Source organism: Microbulbifer maximicatervae (SeqCode) (genome assembly GCF_056231245.1).
In genome coordinates this window covers 4,267,069-4,282,232 of sequence record NZ_CP174334.1, presented here as the reverse complement: position 1 = coordinate 4,282,232, position 15,164 = coordinate 4,267,069, and the positions used below count along the sequence as shown (strand labels likewise).

At 51.1% G+C, this 15,164-nt stretch carries 11 protein-coding genes; 2 read left to right on the top strand and 9 right to left on the bottom strand.

The window, feature by feature from the left end:
* Positions 1–23 precede the first annotated feature (23 nt).
* The 5 genes from rimI to ACJJIS_RS18710 form a co-directional block, all read right to left on the bottom strand.
* The gene (rimI, locus tag ACJJIS_RS18730) at positions 24–500 is read right to left on the bottom strand and encodes a ribosomal protein S18-alanine N-acetyltransferase (protein WP_444918962.1); all 477 of its coding nucleotides are present in this window, start codon (positions 498–500) and stop codon (positions 24–26) included.
* The gene (locus tag ACJJIS_RS18725; protein WP_475708796.1) at positions 497–1,285 is read right to left on the bottom strand and encodes a uracil-DNA glycosylase family protein; all 789 of its coding nucleotides are present in this window, start codon (positions 1,283–1,285) and stop codon (positions 497–499) included. The genes rimI and ACJJIS_RS18725 overlap by 4 nt, the downstream gene beginning before the upstream one ends.
* A complete protein-coding gene (locus ACJJIS_RS18720; protein WP_475708795.1) occupies positions 1,286–2,821 on the bottom strand; it encodes a 2-isopropylmalate synthase in 1,536 nt (511 codons plus the stop codon).
* A 382-nt stretch (positions 2,822–3,203) separates the two neighbouring features.
* Entirely contained in the window at positions 3,204–3,683 is a 480-nt protein-coding gene (locus ACJJIS_RS18715; protein ID WP_445363201.1) for a MarR family winged helix-turn-helix transcriptional regulator, read from the bottom strand.
* Positions 3,683–4,162 carry a glutathione peroxidase gene (locus tag ACJJIS_RS18710; RefSeq protein WP_282934317.1) on the bottom strand — a complete coding sequence of 160 codons (480 nt, stop codon included), beginning with the start codon at positions 4,160–4,162 and terminating at the stop codon, positions 3,683–3,685. The genes ACJJIS_RS18715 and ACJJIS_RS18710 overlap by 1 nt, the downstream gene beginning before the upstream one ends.
* A gap of 171 nt (positions 4,163–4,333) precedes the next feature.
* Here ACJJIS_RS18710 and ACJJIS_RS18705 point away from each other — a divergent pair, with 171 nt between their 5' ends.
* Complete coding sequence (locus tag ACJJIS_RS18705) at positions 4,334–6,265, top strand: cytochrome c/FTR1 family iron permease (protein ID WP_445355086.1); 1,932 nt, start codon at positions 4,334–4,336, stop codon at positions 6,263–6,265.
* A gap of 49 nt (positions 6,266–6,314) precedes the next feature.
* Here ACJJIS_RS18705 and ACJJIS_RS18700 read toward each other — a convergent pair whose 3' ends face one another.
* From ACJJIS_RS18700 to ACJJIS_RS18685, 4 genes are all read right to left on the bottom strand, one after another.
* Positions 6,315–8,138 (bottom strand): MFS transporter, encoded by a 1,824-nt coding sequence (locus ACJJIS_RS18700; RefSeq protein WP_444906433.1) that lies wholly within the window; start codon positions 8,136–8,138, stop codon positions 6,315–6,317.
* Between the two features lie 174 nt (positions 8,139–8,312).
* A complete protein-coding gene (locus ACJJIS_RS18695) occupies positions 8,313–10,199 on the bottom strand; it encodes an MFS transporter (RefSeq protein WP_475708794.1) in 1,887 nt (628 codons plus the stop codon).
* A gap of 170 nt (positions 10,200–10,369) precedes the next feature.
* Positions 10,370–12,430: a M13 family metallopeptidase gene (locus ACJJIS_RS18690; protein WP_475708793.1), complete on the bottom strand. Its 2,061-nt coding sequence runs from the start codon at positions 12,428–12,430 to the stop codon at positions 10,370–10,372.
* Positions 12,431–12,580: 150 nt separating this feature from the next.
* Positions 12,581–13,789, bottom strand: a complete 1,209-nt coding sequence (locus tag ACJJIS_RS18685; RefSeq protein WP_475708792.1) for a TonB family protein — start codon at positions 13,787–13,789, stop codon at positions 12,581–12,583.
* Between the two features lie 345 nt (positions 13,790–14,134).
* Here ACJJIS_RS18685 and ACJJIS_RS18680 point away from each other — a divergent pair, with 345 nt between their 5' ends.
* A complete protein-coding gene (locus ACJJIS_RS18680) occupies positions 14,135–14,845 on the top strand; it encodes a Crp/Fnr family transcriptional regulator (RefSeq protein WP_413664353.1) in 711 nt (236 codons plus the stop codon).
* The last annotated feature ends 319 nt before the right edge of the window (positions 14,846–15,164 follow it).

Genomic DNA, 15,164 nt, shown 5'->3' with positions numbered 1-15,164 from the left:
GAATTCCGAATGAGAGGCTCATTCTACGACTGAGTGTCATTCAGAGCGAGACTCATGAGTACAGCGTCCTCGCGCATGCCATTTTGCGCGGGGTAATAATTTTTGCGTATCCCGTCTTCAGAGAAACCCAGTTTGCGATAGAGGGAGCGCGCAGCGAGATTGGATACCCGCACTTCGAGCAAAACTCGTTCAATTTCGCTGGGCAATTCCGTTTTCACGCTGTTCAGCAGTGCCTCGGCGAGGCCCTGTCGGCGTCGCGCTGGGGATACGGCAATGTCCAGGATTTCTGCCTGGTCAAACAGGCTACTGATCACGCAACAGGCGATAATGTCATCCCCTTGGATCAGGACCCAGCAGTAGTGGCCGGCGCTGAGACTCTGCTGGTATTGGGCTTCACTCCACGGATGACTGTGGGCACTTTTTGCCAACTGGGCCAGAGATGCACAGTCGTCGGCATCGGCGGAGCGCAACTGTAGCTCAGTGTAATTTAAATAGGTCATTCTGCGCGGGTTTCAGTCGGGTAACTAGTGCGCAACAGGTTCCACAGGGGGCGTTTTAGTTCGGGGGCTCGCAGTAGTTGCGAGAGGCTGGGCATACTAATTAAGCGGGCCTTCTGCCATTCGACAACCTGGCTTTCCAATGGGATCGGAGTGCAAAAGTCTTGAGCTTCACTGCCCATCAGCCAGATGGATTTAACCGGCATACGGGAATAAGAGGCCTCCAACCAGCTGGAGAATGTATCGCGAGCCTGTGAGGCGTCTTCGGCAGGACCAAAGCGATTTTCTGTTAAAGGCCATTGCAGGCGCTCCTGTTGCCGGGGGAGCTGGTGCCAGTGCAAGGCGCGGAGAATATTGTTGAACAGGGCTTCCAGGGGAAGCGCTGCACCGGGCTCGTGGCTGTCCACGGCCAGGAGTTCCTCCCCAATACGCCAGCAGTTCAAAACAAAAGGTTTAACACTTTGCTGGGGGGGGGCAACAGGAGCCGGCGTCACTGCCACCGTCTCTTGTGGGCGTTTTGCCTGGTCGGTGAGAGCGCTTATTTCATCTAGCACACGGGCGTTGCGCTCCGGACTTTGCACCGGCTGGGTGATTATCTGATCTGCTGAGTGGGGCAGTGGGTTTTGAGCTATTCCACTTGCAACCGGAGGCTGCTGAGTCCCAGCAGCTTCTTCGGCGGGAGGCAGTTCGGCCTGGCGAGGATCGGGTGCGAGCGGCAATACGAATCGGGGCACATAGCTTGGAACCCCAAGTACTGATAAATATTCCGCTCGCTGAAGCTCGTTCACTTATACGCCCTGTTTCTTACTCTCACTGCTGGCGAGCAAGTTTAACGCATCCATGTAGGCTTGTGCTGAGGCAATCAGGATATCTGTATCTGCGCCAACGCCATTGACCAGACGGCCGTCTTTTTCCAGGCGCACTGTAACGGACCCTTGAGAGTCTGTTCCCTGGGTGACCGCATTTACAGAATAAAGTTTTAAGTCGGCGCCGCTGTTTACCAGCTGTTCAATAGCTTTGAAGGTGGCATCTACTGGGCCGCCACCGCTGGCTTCAGTCTGTCGGGGCTCTCCGTCAATGGTGAGGCTGACAAAGGCCTGGGGGGCTGAGCCGATTTTGGTGCGCACATCCAGGTCGCTCAGTTGGAACCGTTCCACTGGGGACTCGCCTCCGCTCACCAGAGAGTGCAAATCTTCATCAAAGATCTCATGCTTCTTATCGGCGAGGTCTTTAAAGCGGGCAAATACCTGCTGGAATTCTTCGGTATCGGCGAAATCTACCCCCAGCTCTTCGTAACGGGCGCGGACGGCAGCCCGGCCGGAGTGTTTACCGAGAACCAGGCGGTTTTGACCCCAGCCTACATCTTCAGCGCGCATGATTTCGTAGGTCTCGCGGTGTTTCAGAACACCGTCCTGGTGAATACCGGACTCATGGGCAAAGGCGTTGGCGCCGACAATGGCCTTGTTGGGCTGTACCGGGAAGCCGGTAATCGACGACACCATTCTCGAAGTGGGCACGATGTGGCTGGTATCCAGCCCTGTTTCTACCGGGTAGAGATCCTGGCGGGTTTGTACTGCCATAACGATTTCTTCCAGGGAGGCATTACCGGCGCGCTCTCCCAAGCCATTGATGGTGCATTCCACTTGGCGCACACCGTTCATCACGGCTGACAGGGAGTTGGCAACGGCGAGGCCCAGGTCGTTGTGACAGTGGGTCGAAAAGATGGCTTTGTCGGAGTTGGGAACGTTTTCGATAACACGGCGGAACATAGCCCCATACTCTTCCGGTTCCCCGTAACCAACGGTGTCGGGAATATTGATAGTGCCGGCCCCTGCCGCGATAACCGCTTCGATGATGCGATACATAAATTCCGGCTCGGAGCGGCTGCCATCCTCGAGGGAGAATTCCACATCGTCGGTAAAGTTGCGCGCTGTTTGAACCGCTTTCACTGCCTGCTGCAACACCGCTTCCGGTTCCATTTGCAGCTTGTATTTCATATGGATTGGAGAAGTGGCAATAAATGTGTGGATACGCGAGGCGTTGGCATTCTTCAGGGCTTCGCCAGCGCGCACGATATCGGCATTGACCGCTCGGGCCAGGCTGCAAACCCGTGATTCGGTAACGGCTTCAGCGACGGCCTTGACCGACTCGAAGTCCCCGGGACTGGCTACCGCGAATCCAGCCTCAATGACATCGACACGCATTCTCTCGAGCATGCGGGCGATGCGAATTTTTTCCTCTCTCGTCATAGAGGCGCCAGGACTCTGCTCGCCATCGCGCAGAGTGGTATCAAAAATGACTAACTTATCTTTTTTTGTGCTCATTTTCGTTTGTTCTCCTTATTTGCTTTGAGGCTAAACAGGGGGCCTTGCCGCTGTCTATGCATCGCTCAAATAAAGTTTGGAATTCTGTTGGGGGTGGGGGGGAGAAAAATTATATGCCGCGCAGGGGCAGTCGTAGCGAGAAAGCTAGGGCAAGAAAAGACTGGCGCTGAGTGATAAATGGAGTCTTCATATACAACAGTTTCCGCATTAGGTCGGATTCAGGGCATTATGAAGCGGAATCAACCGAGAGGTCAATGTATATCCTAATATTGGCGTATTATTTTCTTGTTTTGTTATATTGTTTTCGCCGATGGCTATTTTTTAGTGTTTATATCCTGTTTTTGAAGGGCTGCCCCACTGAGGGTTTCAATGGGGTCCGCTATTAAAGGGTGGTATCGGTCAATTTATGCAGAAACTGCCACAAGTCTCCGTGTAGTTGCTCTACCTCGCTGCGGCTGATACGGCTGTTGTCCAGCTGTGCTGTCACCCACTCTCTGGCTCTTGGTTTAAGGGCAAGGCCTTCCTCTGTCACAGTGATCAGGGTTATCCGTTCATCCTGATTGCTGCGGCGGCGCTTGACCAGGCCGTTTTGCTCCATCCGCTTAAGCAGCGGGGTCAAGGTGCCGGAATCCAGCATCAGCCTCTGCCCCAGTGCACTGACGCTCTGCTCTTCTTCCGATGGCGCCTCGGTGTTGGCCCACTCCCACAGAACCATTAAAACCAGATATTGCGGATAGGTGATCCCCAATTCCTTTAGCATCGGCTGGTAGGCGCGGGTCATGGCTCGGGATGCGGCGTAGAGGGCAAAACATAGCTGGCGGTTCAGTGCCAGCTCGCCGGAATCGTCATCACAGACAACCATCAGAGCATACGCTCGATTTCTGTCTCCAGGGATGCCGGTGCATCCTTTGGCGCGTAGCGTTTAACATTCTCGCCATTCTTACCGATCAAGAACTTAGTGAAATTCCACTTAATGCCCTCGGTTCCCAATAGGCCCGGCGCACGTTTCTTGAGCTCCACAAACAGCGGGTGAGCTTCATCGCCATTGACGTCCAGCTTGGCGTAGACGGGGAAGCTGACTCCAAAGTTCAGTTCACAAAACTCCTGAATTTCCTCATCGCTACCGGGTTCCTGCTTGCCAAATTGATTGCAGGGAAAGCCCAGGACGGTAAATCCACGGTCTTTGTATTTTTTATATAAATCCTCAAGGCCCGCATATTGCTTGGTGAAGCCACATTTACTGGCCGTGTTAACAACTAGCACCACCTTGTCTTTGTAATCGGCCAGAGTGGTCTTTTGCCCATCAGCGGTTTGCACGGGAATTGAGTAGAGATCGGTCATTGGGAGAGCCTCGAAGGTTTGTATTTTGCTAAATTTAGTTGTGCGCAACCTTTTTTGCAACTGCTTTATTTGGGAGTAGCCCTTTTGCAGGCTTTATTGTGAGAATGATTACCAATTATATTATGCGCCAGATTGATAAAACCCTTTTGCAATAACAGTAAAGGATTCTCCATGCGCCTCACCTTACACTTGGCCCGCCTGCTAGTGGCGCTACTGGCCATTACGGTTCTACCCGTCCAAGCCCAGGCCTCCGGTCTTTCAGAGCAGGAATTGCGCCAGCTGATGCAGATGGCAGAGTACATCGGTGTAGATTACCCGGAAGCGGTGGCAGACGGGGAGATCATTAGTGACGATGAGTTTGCAGAGATGCAGGAGTTCGCCTCGGTACTGATCGATCGCGGCGCACAACTGCAAGAGTCGCCTGAAGCGGCGATGATCCGCACCGAGGCGGATGCGTTGCAAGCGGCGATTCTCCGCAAGGCCAGTGTGCAGGAAGTGCAAGCGCATACCGCCAAGTTGCGTCAGGGGCTACTATCTATCGCCCCCGCGCTATCTTTGCCCACTGCATTGCTGAATGTGGATGAGAGTCGCGCTATCTACCAGGCGCAGTGTGTTACCTGCCATGGTATCGAGGGTAAAGGGGATGGCCCCTTAGCGGCACAGTTGGAGCCGGCGCCGACAAACTTCTACGAGTTGGAGCGCGCTGAAAATCGCTCCCTGCTGGGCCTTTACGATGCTATCAGTAACGGTATCGATGGCACTGCAATGACCGCCTTCAAAAACCTGAATGAGCAGCAGCGCTGGTCCCTGGCATTTTATGTTGGCGGCCTGGCTTTCCAAGGTGAAGCGGGGGAGGGCGAAGGCGTTGAGCCGAGCTTGCAGGATATCGTGATGTACAGCCCCAATGTGCTGCAGAGTGATCGCCCGGAACTGTCCGGCGCGGCAGTTGCTTCCCTGCGTGCCGACCCCACACCCTTCTTTACTGGTGAGGAGAGCCTCAGTAGCCAGCCGATTGAGATAGCCCGTGCGCAACTGGAAAAGTCCCTGGTGGCCTACCAGGAAGGTAACTACGATCACGCCCGCACCCTGGCTATTAGTGCCTACCTGGACGGTTTTGAGATGGCGGAGAGTTCTCTGGATTCCCTCGACGCCGATCTGCGTAAAGCCACTGAGCGGGAGCTGCTCGGGCTGCGCAGTCAGCTGAATGCCGATAGTAACCCCGAGCAAGTCGGGGCTCAGGTACAGGTAATTCTTGAGCAACTCGGGCGCGCCGAATCTTTAATGCAGGAGACAACTCTCTCTGCGGGTGCACTATTTATTGCCAGCTTGGTGATACTTCTGCGCGAAGGTCTCGAGGCGCTGCTGGTTGTGATTGCACTGACAACGATCCTGGTAAAATCCGGTCGTCGCGATGCGTTGAAATTTGTTCACTTCGGTTGGATCAGTGCCGCGGTCGCAGGTGTTGTTACTTGGGTTGCCGCACAGAGTTTGGTTTCCATCAGTGGCGCCAGCCGGGAAGTTATGGAAGGGGTTGCAGCGCTTCTGGCCGCAGTTGTGCTCTTCTACGTGGGTTTCTGGATGCACAGTAAGACCCAGGCGGATCAGTGGCAGCAATATATCCAGAACAGCATCAACCGCAGCCTTAGCGCTGGCGCCCTGTGGGGCATTGCCGGTCTCGCATTTGTCGCTGTGTACCGCGAAATTTTTGAAACCATCCTGTTCTACCAGGCCCTATTGGTGCAAACAGCTTCCAGTCAGTACAGCGCCCTATGGGGGGGGCTCGCTGCCGGTGCGATATTGCTGGTTGTGTTGGGCGTTGCCTTTGTGCGCTTCTCTGCTCGCTTGCCTATAGGCAAGTTCTTCTCCATGACGACCTATTTACTGTTGGCGTTGTCATTTGTTCTTGCGGGCAAGGCTGTCGCGGCGCTGCAAGAAGCGGCGTGGATTGCGATTTCCCCGCTGCCGGTAAATCTCAGCTTTGACTGGTTGGGTATCTACCCGACTTGGCAAGGTGTTGGTATTCAGGGGGCAATACTGGTTGTCGCTCTGTGGTTGCTACTGAAAGGCGGCCGCTCAGATTCCAGTTCCGCTAAAGCGGCCTAAATGGCTTTTGGGTACCAGCAACTCTGTGGGTACCCTATTCTGCCTCTCTTTATTCGGCACCCTTCAGGTTATCGGATAGCAGTTCTGGAGAAATTTCTGCAAGCGGTATTGGGCTGCCAACCCGTACTATTGTCTTTAGGTTTCGTTTATAGCTAAACGAACCTTGGATCGATAGAGGGATAAATGGCAATGATGCGCCTTGAAAACTCTCCTTGAGCAGCGTGACAAGCTCCGTAATTTCTTTCCTGCTGTTTTCCTCAATCAGGATGCAAAGAAGATCCCTGTTTGCCTCTGCCTCATGAATCGCATTGTGCTTTCTCTTGAGCTCTGAAGCTTCGATTTCATAGTAGTTTTTGGGGAAATAGTCACTTTTGCGTAAAAGTGCGTGAAGCCTAGGGCTGTTAGTAATGGCGTCGCTGGGGATAAAGCGAACCTTGCGTTGCGTTGCCCCGCTAACAATAAATGGGGTTAGCAGGTTAGAGTAGCGGGCAACTAAAAGTGCTGAACCTTCGCTAGGGATTTGCTCAGTCCCCTCGTATTTCGTGCGCCTGGGCAGGATATAGGTAAGCCAAGAAAGGGTGTCAAATAACATTTCCGGCATTCGAAAAAGCAGGAGTACTAAAAGAGCGAAATTTAGTACGGCCAGCAGGGTAAATACCTGGGGAATTGTCATTCCCACAGGCCCGAGTAGCCCAATAATAGAAAAAGATATAATGACTACAAATACGGCATTAAGGACATTATTTACAGAGATAACCTGCGCGCGAATTTGCTCTGCTGTCCTTTCCTGAATAATGGTGTATAGCGGTACGATAAAAATACCGCCGGCAACGCCAATGAAAGTCGTGATAAATAAAATGGTCAGTCCACCATCACTCTGTAGGAATTGGCTAAGGGATGCGTTGGAGAGCATCTGATAGTTTCCCGATAGGATGCCCAACCAAAGTCCCGCCACCGTCATTCCCAGCCCGCCGGCTGCCACCAAGCCCAGTTCAATACGACCGCGAGATAAGCTTTCACACATTAGTGAGCCTGTAGCAACGCCAACAGTTAGGCAGCAGAGTAGTATCGTGATTATTGGTTCACTGGCGCCAAGCACATTTCTGACAAAACTGGGAACCTGGGTTAGGTATGCGGTGCTAAATAACCAGAACCAGGAGTTTGCAATAATTGCGTAAAAAACAGTGGGTGTTTTGATTACTTCCCGCATAATTTTCAGCGTTTGGCTGATAGGGTTCCAATCTATTTTTAAATTGGGGGCGGAGGATGGAGCGGGGGGGATTGCCCTACTTGCGAGATAGCCTAGTACGGCGACAGTGACCATCACCAAGCTTAGATATAAAAGCCCTGGTTTTCCCTGGCCCACATCACCGGCTAGGAGGGTGCCGACAATTGTTCCAACCAGTAATCCGAAAAAGGATGCAACCTGGGCTAAACCATTTCCTCCAAGTAATTCTGATTGCTTTAGGTGCTGAGGCAAGATGGCATATCGGACAGGGCTAAAGAAAGCTGTGTGGGTGGCAAAAAGTATTAATACGATAAAACTTAAAACTCGGTCATCAGTGAGTAGTGCAATGGCCCCGAGGATACTGATTAGTATTTCGGCGGCTTTAATAATTCTTATGACTCGACCCTTTTCATACTTGTCAGCCAATTGTCCAGCGGCGAGTGAAAATAGAAAATACGGTATGACATAGAGGCTACTGGCAAGGTTAATCAGTGTATTGGCTTCTGCTTTGGCCAAATGAAATGCCAGTATGACTAGCAGGGAGTTTTTAAACAGGCTGTCATTAAAAACACTGCCTAACAGTGAGAGAAACAGTGGCGTAAAGCGGCGACTGGCGAGGAGCTTGAACTGGTTGCTTTGAGACATGGTTAAGCCTTCGTCCCTGTGCCGCCCTTAGCAGCTATGTATTTATATTCCCGCTATCAGAATAGGTGATCGGAATGATTTAAGGAGGGGGCTGGTGTCGTGGGGCAGGAGAAGAATTTATGTGCCTACCAGTGAAGTAGGCACATATCCTTGTTGGTTAAGAAAAAGGGGAGGCTAACGCTTCTCTCCGCGCAAGCCCAGCACCTGGCGGTATAGAGCCTCTGCCTTGGCACCGGCTGCTTCGACAGGCCTGCCGGCAACGACGCTCACCCGCGACCAAAAACGCTTAGGCAATGTAGTGAAGGCATGACCGTCTTTGTGGCTGAAAAAGCTACCCCAGAGACCTTGGAGGGCCATAGGAATTACAGGGACGGGGGTTCTCTCCAGAATTTTTTCTATGCCGGCTTTAAATGGCTGTAGTTCTCCGTCTTTAGTTAACTGACCTTCGGGGAATATGCAGAGAAGATCTCCATCTTTTAGCCCGTCCTCAATGGCTTGAAAAGCCTGTTCATACCCTTCAGGGTCTTTCTGCTTGGAGCAAATTGGAATTGCCCTGCCTGTTTTGAAGACGAAGTGCAAAATTGGAATTTCATAAATGGGCTTGTACATAATAAAGCGGATAGGGCGGCGAACAGCGCCGGCGAGTAATAGTGCGTCGACATAACTCACATGATTACAAGCGATTAGGGCTGGTCCCTCTGTGGGTATCTGTTCAAGCCCTTGGTGCTTTACCCGGTACATGGTGTGGGATAAGGCCCAGATCAAAAAGCGCATAGCAAATTCTGGCACCTTGGCGAACACAAAAATGGCGACCGCCGCATTCATAAGGGCAATTACAAGAAAGAACTGCGGTATGGTCGCGTCTAGCATATTGAGGAACAGAATTCCAAGTAGAGCCGAAACCACCATGAAGAGGGCGTTCAAAATATTGTTTACGGAGATGATTTGTGCACGAATTGCCGGGTCGGATCGGTCCTGGATCATGGTGTACAGAGGAACGATGTAAAGCCCCCCAAACATCCCCAGCAGTACCAAGCAACTGAGAAGAGAGTATGCACCATCGGTACTTAGAAATGCAGTAAAGCTGGCTTCATGGAGTTCTGCAAAGTTTCCCCCGACAATACCCAGGGCGATACCACTTATGGTCAGTCCAGTCGCGCCAACAGGCACCAGGCCAAGTTCAATAAATCCACTGGAGAGGCGCTCGCAGATCAAGGACCCAATGGCAATACCAATGGTAAAACTGCATAGTAGCAATGTAACCACTGATTCACTGCCACCTAGGACATTCTTGGTAAAACTGGGAATTTGTGTCAGATATGCCGCTCCCATTAACCAAAACCAAGATATTCCAATAATGGAGTAGAAAATTGAGGGAGTATTCGCGCTGGCACGGAGTATTTTATGGGTTTGAGTAATTGGGTTAGGGTTTATTTTGAGATTGGGTGTGGGGGCTGGCGCCGCAGGAATTGAGCGGCTGGCCAGATATCCCAGGGTAGCTGCACCCATAATTACCAGGCCTAAGTAGAGGACCCCTTGTTGCCCATGGCCTGTGAGGCCTGCGAGTAGGCTACCGACAATCGTTCCCGTCAAAATGGCCACAAATGTCCCCATTTCCACCAGAGCATTGCCCCCTATCAGTTCGGAACGCTTCAAGTGCTGAGGGATAATCGCGTACTTCACAGGGCCAAAAAAGGCGGACTGTATGCCCAGGAGAAAGAGCACAGTTAAACAGAGTGCGTTGCTTCCGCTAAAAAGGGCGAAAACACCCAGAGCACCGATTCCGATCTCTCCTAGCTTAATCCAGCGTATCAACCTCCCCTTGTCGTATTTGTCTGCGATCTGACCGGCGGAAGCAGAAAATAAGAAAAAGGGAAGAATAAACAAACCAGCAGCCAGGTTAATTAGTGCATTCGCTTCGCTTTCCACCAGGCGAAAGGCGATCATGACAATTAGGGCATTTTTATAAACATTGTCATTGAAGGCGCCCAGGAACTGGGTGCAGAAGAACGGCAAAAAGCGGCGGCTAGTGAGAAGATGAAACTGAGACTGGTTAGCCATTGGCAACTCTCTTCTTATTTAAGTGGGCTAATGGTAAGTCATACTGCCGACGGGAGGTATCCCCTGTGATAGTGGGTACATTGGTACGATAGATTAGGGGTTGTTGGGAGAGAGGTAGAATTGGTTGGGGGGAAACCTGGCCGCGTGGGCGGCCAGGTGAGGGTACCGGTTTACCAGACAGTTACCCGTTCCTCTTCAGGCAGGTACATACCGTCGCCTTCCTTAATATCGAATGCTTCGTAGAAGGCATCGATATTTGGCAGTACGCCTTTCACACGATACTCAGCGGGAGAGTGGCTATCTACCTTCAAACGTCCACTGAGGGCTTTATCGCGCATCTTGCTGCGCCACACCTGAGCCCAGCCCATAAAGACCCTCTGATCGCCAGTAAAGCCGTCAATAACAGGTGCCTCTTCTCCATCTAGAGACATTTTATAAGCTTTATAGGCAATTCCCAGGCCTGACAAATCGCCGATATTCTCGCCCAGGGTCAGCTCGCCGTTGATGTGCTCACCCTCAAGCGGCTCGTAGGTGTTGTACTGGGATACGAGCTTGCTGGTCAGCTGTTCAAAATTGTCACGATCGGAGTCGGTCCACCAGTTGTTGAGATAGCCGCGCCCATCAAATTTACTGCCTTTATCATCGAACCCGTGTCCAATCTCGTGGCCGATTACACCGCCGATACCACCGTAGTTGACTGCATCATCCGCATTCATATTAAAGAATGGTGGTTGCAGAATCGCTGCAGGGAATACGATTTCATTCATGGCTGGGTTGTAGTAAGCATTCACCGTCTGTGGGCTCATGCCCCACTCATCACGATCAATTGGCTTACCCAGCTTATTGCGATCGTAAGAGGACTCAAACAAGTTGGCTGCCAGAACGTTGCCAATCAGGTCATCGGATTTAACCGTCAAGTTACTATAGTCACGCCACTTGTCTGGGTAGCCGATTTTTGTGGAAAAATTGCTTAGCTTAAACAGAGCCTGCTTTTTGGTGTCTTCGCCCATCCACTCGAGGGACTCAATGGATTCCCGGTAAGCGGCTTTCAGATTGTCCACAAGTACAATCATTCGCTCTTTGGCTTCCGGTGGGAAGTGCTTTTCTACGTAACGCTTACCGACCAGCTCGCCAACAGAACCATTAACGAATTCCACTCCGCGCTTCCAACGGGGCTCCATCTGCTCGATACCGTGAACGGTGGTGCCATAGAAGTCAAAGCGCAATTGTGCGATTTCGTCATGCATGTAGGGCGCCGCTGCATTGAGTACTTTGACCTTCAGATAGCGCTTCCAGGTTGCCAGTTCAGTATTGGCAATAATCTTATTGGCCGCTTCCAGGTACTCAGGCTGGCCGACAATAAAATTATCTGCTTTTTTCAATTGGGCTTTGGCCAGGTAGCTGTCCCAATCTACAACGGGCATTAGCTCTTTAAGTTCAGCAACAGTTTTCTTGTTGTAATACTTTTCCGGGTCCCGGTTATCAACGCGGCTGCGATGGTGTTTTGCCAAACTTTTCTCGAGTTTGAAGATTTTGTTGGCAAAGTCGTCAGCCTCTTTAAGTCCCGCGAGGTCTTGCAGGTCAGTGAGGTAGGTTATATAGGCTTCGCGGAGCTTTTTACTCTTCTCAGTGTCTTCGAAGTAGTAGTCGCGATCAGGGAGTCCTAGGCCTGCCTGCCACAGGAAGGTCATGTAGTTTTCTACTTGTTTCAGGTCCTGCCAGATGCTGCCACCAAATGGTACATCGTAGCCGACGGTGTCCGCATAGGCGAAGAAATCGGTAAGACCCTTGCGGCTCTTAATTGCATCAACTTTGGCGAGTTCGCCGGAAATAGCGGAGAGCCCTTTTTTCTCGATCAGCTTTTTATCCATAAAGCTGTTGTAGAGATCTCCGATTTGCTTGGCATCGGCGCTCTTAGCTCCTTGGCTGGCTTCCATAATCAGAGCTTTGACTTGCTCGGTACTTTGATCTCTCAGAATAGAGAAACCACCCCAGCGGGACTTGTCCGCAGGGATTTCAGTATTCTTCAGCCAAGTGCCGTTTACATAAGCAAAGAAGTCGTCTTGAGGCCGTACACTGGTATCCATGGCATTTAGGTCAATACCTGAGGAGAGCTTTACCTGATCAATGGTAGCTTTACTGTTAGTGTGGTCATGAGCGACTGCGAAGAGGGGAGCCTGGACTCCGATCAGGGTACCAGCGATAGCGAGTGGTAATAGTAATTTTTTCATCTTTGCTCTTTTGGCTGAATGTCCGTAGAGCATACTAAAAGCAGGGGGGAGCCTGGGCAAGGGGGCTGCGCCTAGCGGGGGATAGGGGGTGTTGAAGTGAGTTGAACTCTCCAAGCCCTGTTGAGCAGAGCTTGGAGTTTAGGTGTCTTATTAGTCTGGTAAGCGGAATGTGATAGGAATTGAAAAACTGTAGCTATCAGCACCTAACTGCATAGGTACACCAGGGTAAGGCTCCGCTCGGCGAACGGCAGCTTGGGCTTCTCGGTTGAGACTGGAGAAACGGGACTCCTGGATCGGCTGGATGTCTATCAACTGTCCCTGGGAGCCGATCGTCACATTTAAGCGAACACTACCTTCTTGGCCCCGCTCTTGGGCCCGTTTAGGGTAGCGAATGTAGCGGAAGGTGTGGCGCAGTAAGCTGGAGTGGTAGATCTGACGTGCCAGAATCATATCAGCCGTTAGGGGAGCCTCCTCTTCCATCATATCTTCGACATCTGCAGCCAGCACCGGGCCATCCTCGGGGGGGACTGTAATCAGCTCAATCTCATCCTCAGCTTGTGCTGGAAGGGCCCCTTCCGGTTGTGGTCCCTGTTCACTGTCCCCTTGAATACTATCGGCCTCAGTTACAACCGTTGCTGCGGGAGCGGTTGCGGCTAGGGCCAGAGTTGGAGGCGGAAGATCAGCGATTTCAATAGCTGGTTTAGGCTTAGTGGCTTCGGTTGGCGCCCCTTCGGCGGCAATGGCCTCTTCCTGGCTTATTTGCTTGAGTTGTAATTCGGCAATTCTCTCGCTTGTTGGGGCCAGGGACTCGAATGTAGTTACCAGGCTACCTGACACTTGGCCGGCGGAAAGCAGCCCATCTTTAAAGTCAGTAGAGGGAGGGACAGAACCAATCCAGGCTCGTAGCAAGGTATTGAAGAAGTCGGGGTCAGCAATCTCTCCAAGTCGAATACTGTTAAGGGAGATTGTTGTCGAGCCGGTATCGGCGGCGAACTCGATACTCAATTGATCACCGTGAGCAAAGCGCCCCTTAAACAGATTGGCAAAGGTCACCATGTTTTCTGCCTGACTGCTGAGCGTATCTCCACGGTTGTTAATCGCAATGGCTTCCATCCATTGATTGCGGAGTCGCCGTGCCGGCAGACTTTTGGTGATAACACGAACCTCCAAGCGCCGAGGAATATTGTTATCGAGTAGTGTGCTGGAATCCCGGGTTAGATTTTCCGAGTATATTGCAGCGATATAAATGTCTTTATTAAATTGTTTTTCTAGTGCAAGACCGTTTAAAAGTGGTGCAGCTTTCGCAGTGAGAGCAAATGTAAACACCCAAAAAGAGAGGACAATTTTTATCGATTTCATTGTTCTACGGTGTCTCAGTAGCAGGAGTAAAATGTTCCGCTAAGTAAGAATTCAGGGGCCCCAACCCCAATGCACACAAGTCAGATTAAAAAGTGCGCGCCCAAAGCTTGTGAGAGTACAATGTACTACTCACTACATCTAACTCTACTGTAACTGGAACGGAGTTCAAGCCTGATAAGGTCAGACTGTCCTCATTCGCCCAAGATAAAGGGTTGGTAAGGAAACGATTGTCACACTTAGAAACAGGTGTGCTAGGTCGATATCGTTTAGAATGGCACTTTGCAGAGTGGCTTAGGCCACTCTTTTCAGGAAAATGGAATAGTTTTCACTAAATTTGAATTGTGCATGGAAATTAAACCTCTTAGCGAGTATCCACGGGATGCTGTGGATCGTCTTCTCAATGTCATCCATCTATTTCGGGATATTCGTGCCTCGAGTGAGTGGCAATACGATGTATTGCTAAAGCGCTCCCGGTTGGTCAGCCTTCAGTCGGGTGAACAGCTGCTGCGTGCAGGGGATGTGGATCAATGGGTCTACTTCTTGTTACGCGGTGAGTTACATGTGAAGGTGAACAGTCCCGCAGCTGAGGAGGCTCCGGGAAATGAACGTCCTTTGGCGGTAATACGTCCAGGTGAGTTATTTGGTGATTTGTCGATGCTATTGGCGGAGCCCCGCAGTGCCGATGTATTTGCCGCGAATAATAGCCAGGATACTCAGGTTCTGGGCGTTGATTGTACGCTGTTTGGTGACCTGGAAGACTTATCACTTTTACAGTTGCCAGCAAAACTGGTTTTCTATCGCAATATGGTGCATTCATTGCGTTGGAAACTGGAGGTCTATAGGTCCAAGTATCCGGGGCATCAGTTGGCGAATAGCCATAGAAAGCTGAAACTTTATACGGGACCAAAAAATAGCCGGGAAGAGTTAATTGCCTTAGCGGAACAGGCTAAAGCTTTGGCTCAAATTCTGCTCGACTGGAATGCGGAGTTTGGTTCTGGTGAGCTGGTTGATGATGAATCCGACATGCTTGGATTTCTGGAATCTATGCTGTCGTAGAGATATCCCGTTCAAACCAAGGGCGAGAGAATTATTTCCTCGCTCCTGACTGCTCTCCCTCCTCTTTGTACTTATTTTTATTGGCACATGTGTACACCTTTCTTAAGGGGGGACTATCTGCTGATTTCAGTCTAAATTTGTAGATCACTCGGATATTTCATTTGCCCGACATTAACCACGTATTTATTGACAGAATTCGAGTGGGACACAGCGGAGCTTTTTATATGTCGCTGTGATTGTGTAAAAATCGCTTCGCTTCAGTTGTTATCGCAGATCCCTTCGATTGGATTTAAGACCCCTTTTACGATGGCGCATCATT

What these genes read in the sequence shown, in the direction of transcription:
- rimI (WP_444918962.1), bottom strand. Translation starts at nt 500, where the DNA reads ATGACCTATTTAAATTACACTGAGCTACAGTTGCGCTCCGCCGATGCC.
- ACJJIS_RS18720 (WP_475708795.1), bottom strand. Translation starts at nt 2,821, where the DNA reads ATGAGCACAAAAAAAGATAAGTTAGTCATTTTTGATACCACTCTGCGC.
- ACJJIS_RS18715 (WP_445363201.1), bottom strand. Translation starts at nt 3,683, where the DNA reads ATGGTTGTCTGTGATGACGATTCCGGCGAGCTGGCACTGAACCGCCAG.
- ACJJIS_RS18710 (WP_282934317.1), bottom strand. Translation starts at nt 4,162, where the DNA reads ATGACCGATCTCTACTCAATTCCCGTGCAAACCGCTGATGGGCAAAAG.
- ACJJIS_RS18705 (WP_445355086.1), top strand. Translation starts at nt 4,334, where the DNA reads ATGCGCCTCACCTTACACTTGGCCCGCCTGCTAGTGGCGCTACTGGCC.
- ACJJIS_RS18700 (WP_444906433.1), bottom strand. Translation starts at nt 8,138, where the DNA reads ATGTCTCAAAGCAACCAGTTCAAGCTCCTCGCCAGTCGCCGCTTTACG.
- ACJJIS_RS18695 (WP_475708794.1), bottom strand. Translation starts at nt 10,199, where the DNA reads ATGGCTAACCAGTCTCAGTTTCATCTTCTCACTAGCCGCCGCTTTTTG.
- ACJJIS_RS18690 (WP_475708793.1), bottom strand. Translation starts at nt 12,430, where the DNA reads ATGAAAAAATTACTATTACCACTCGCTATCGCTGGTACCCTGATCGGA.
- ACJJIS_RS18685 (WP_475708792.1), bottom strand. Translation starts at nt 13,789, where the DNA reads ATGAAATCGATAAAAATTGTCCTCTCTTTTTGGGTGTTTACATTTGCT.
- ACJJIS_RS18680 (WP_413664353.1), top strand. Translation starts at nt 14,135, where the DNA reads ATGGAAATTAAACCTCTTAGCGAGTATCCACGGGATGCTGTGGATCGT.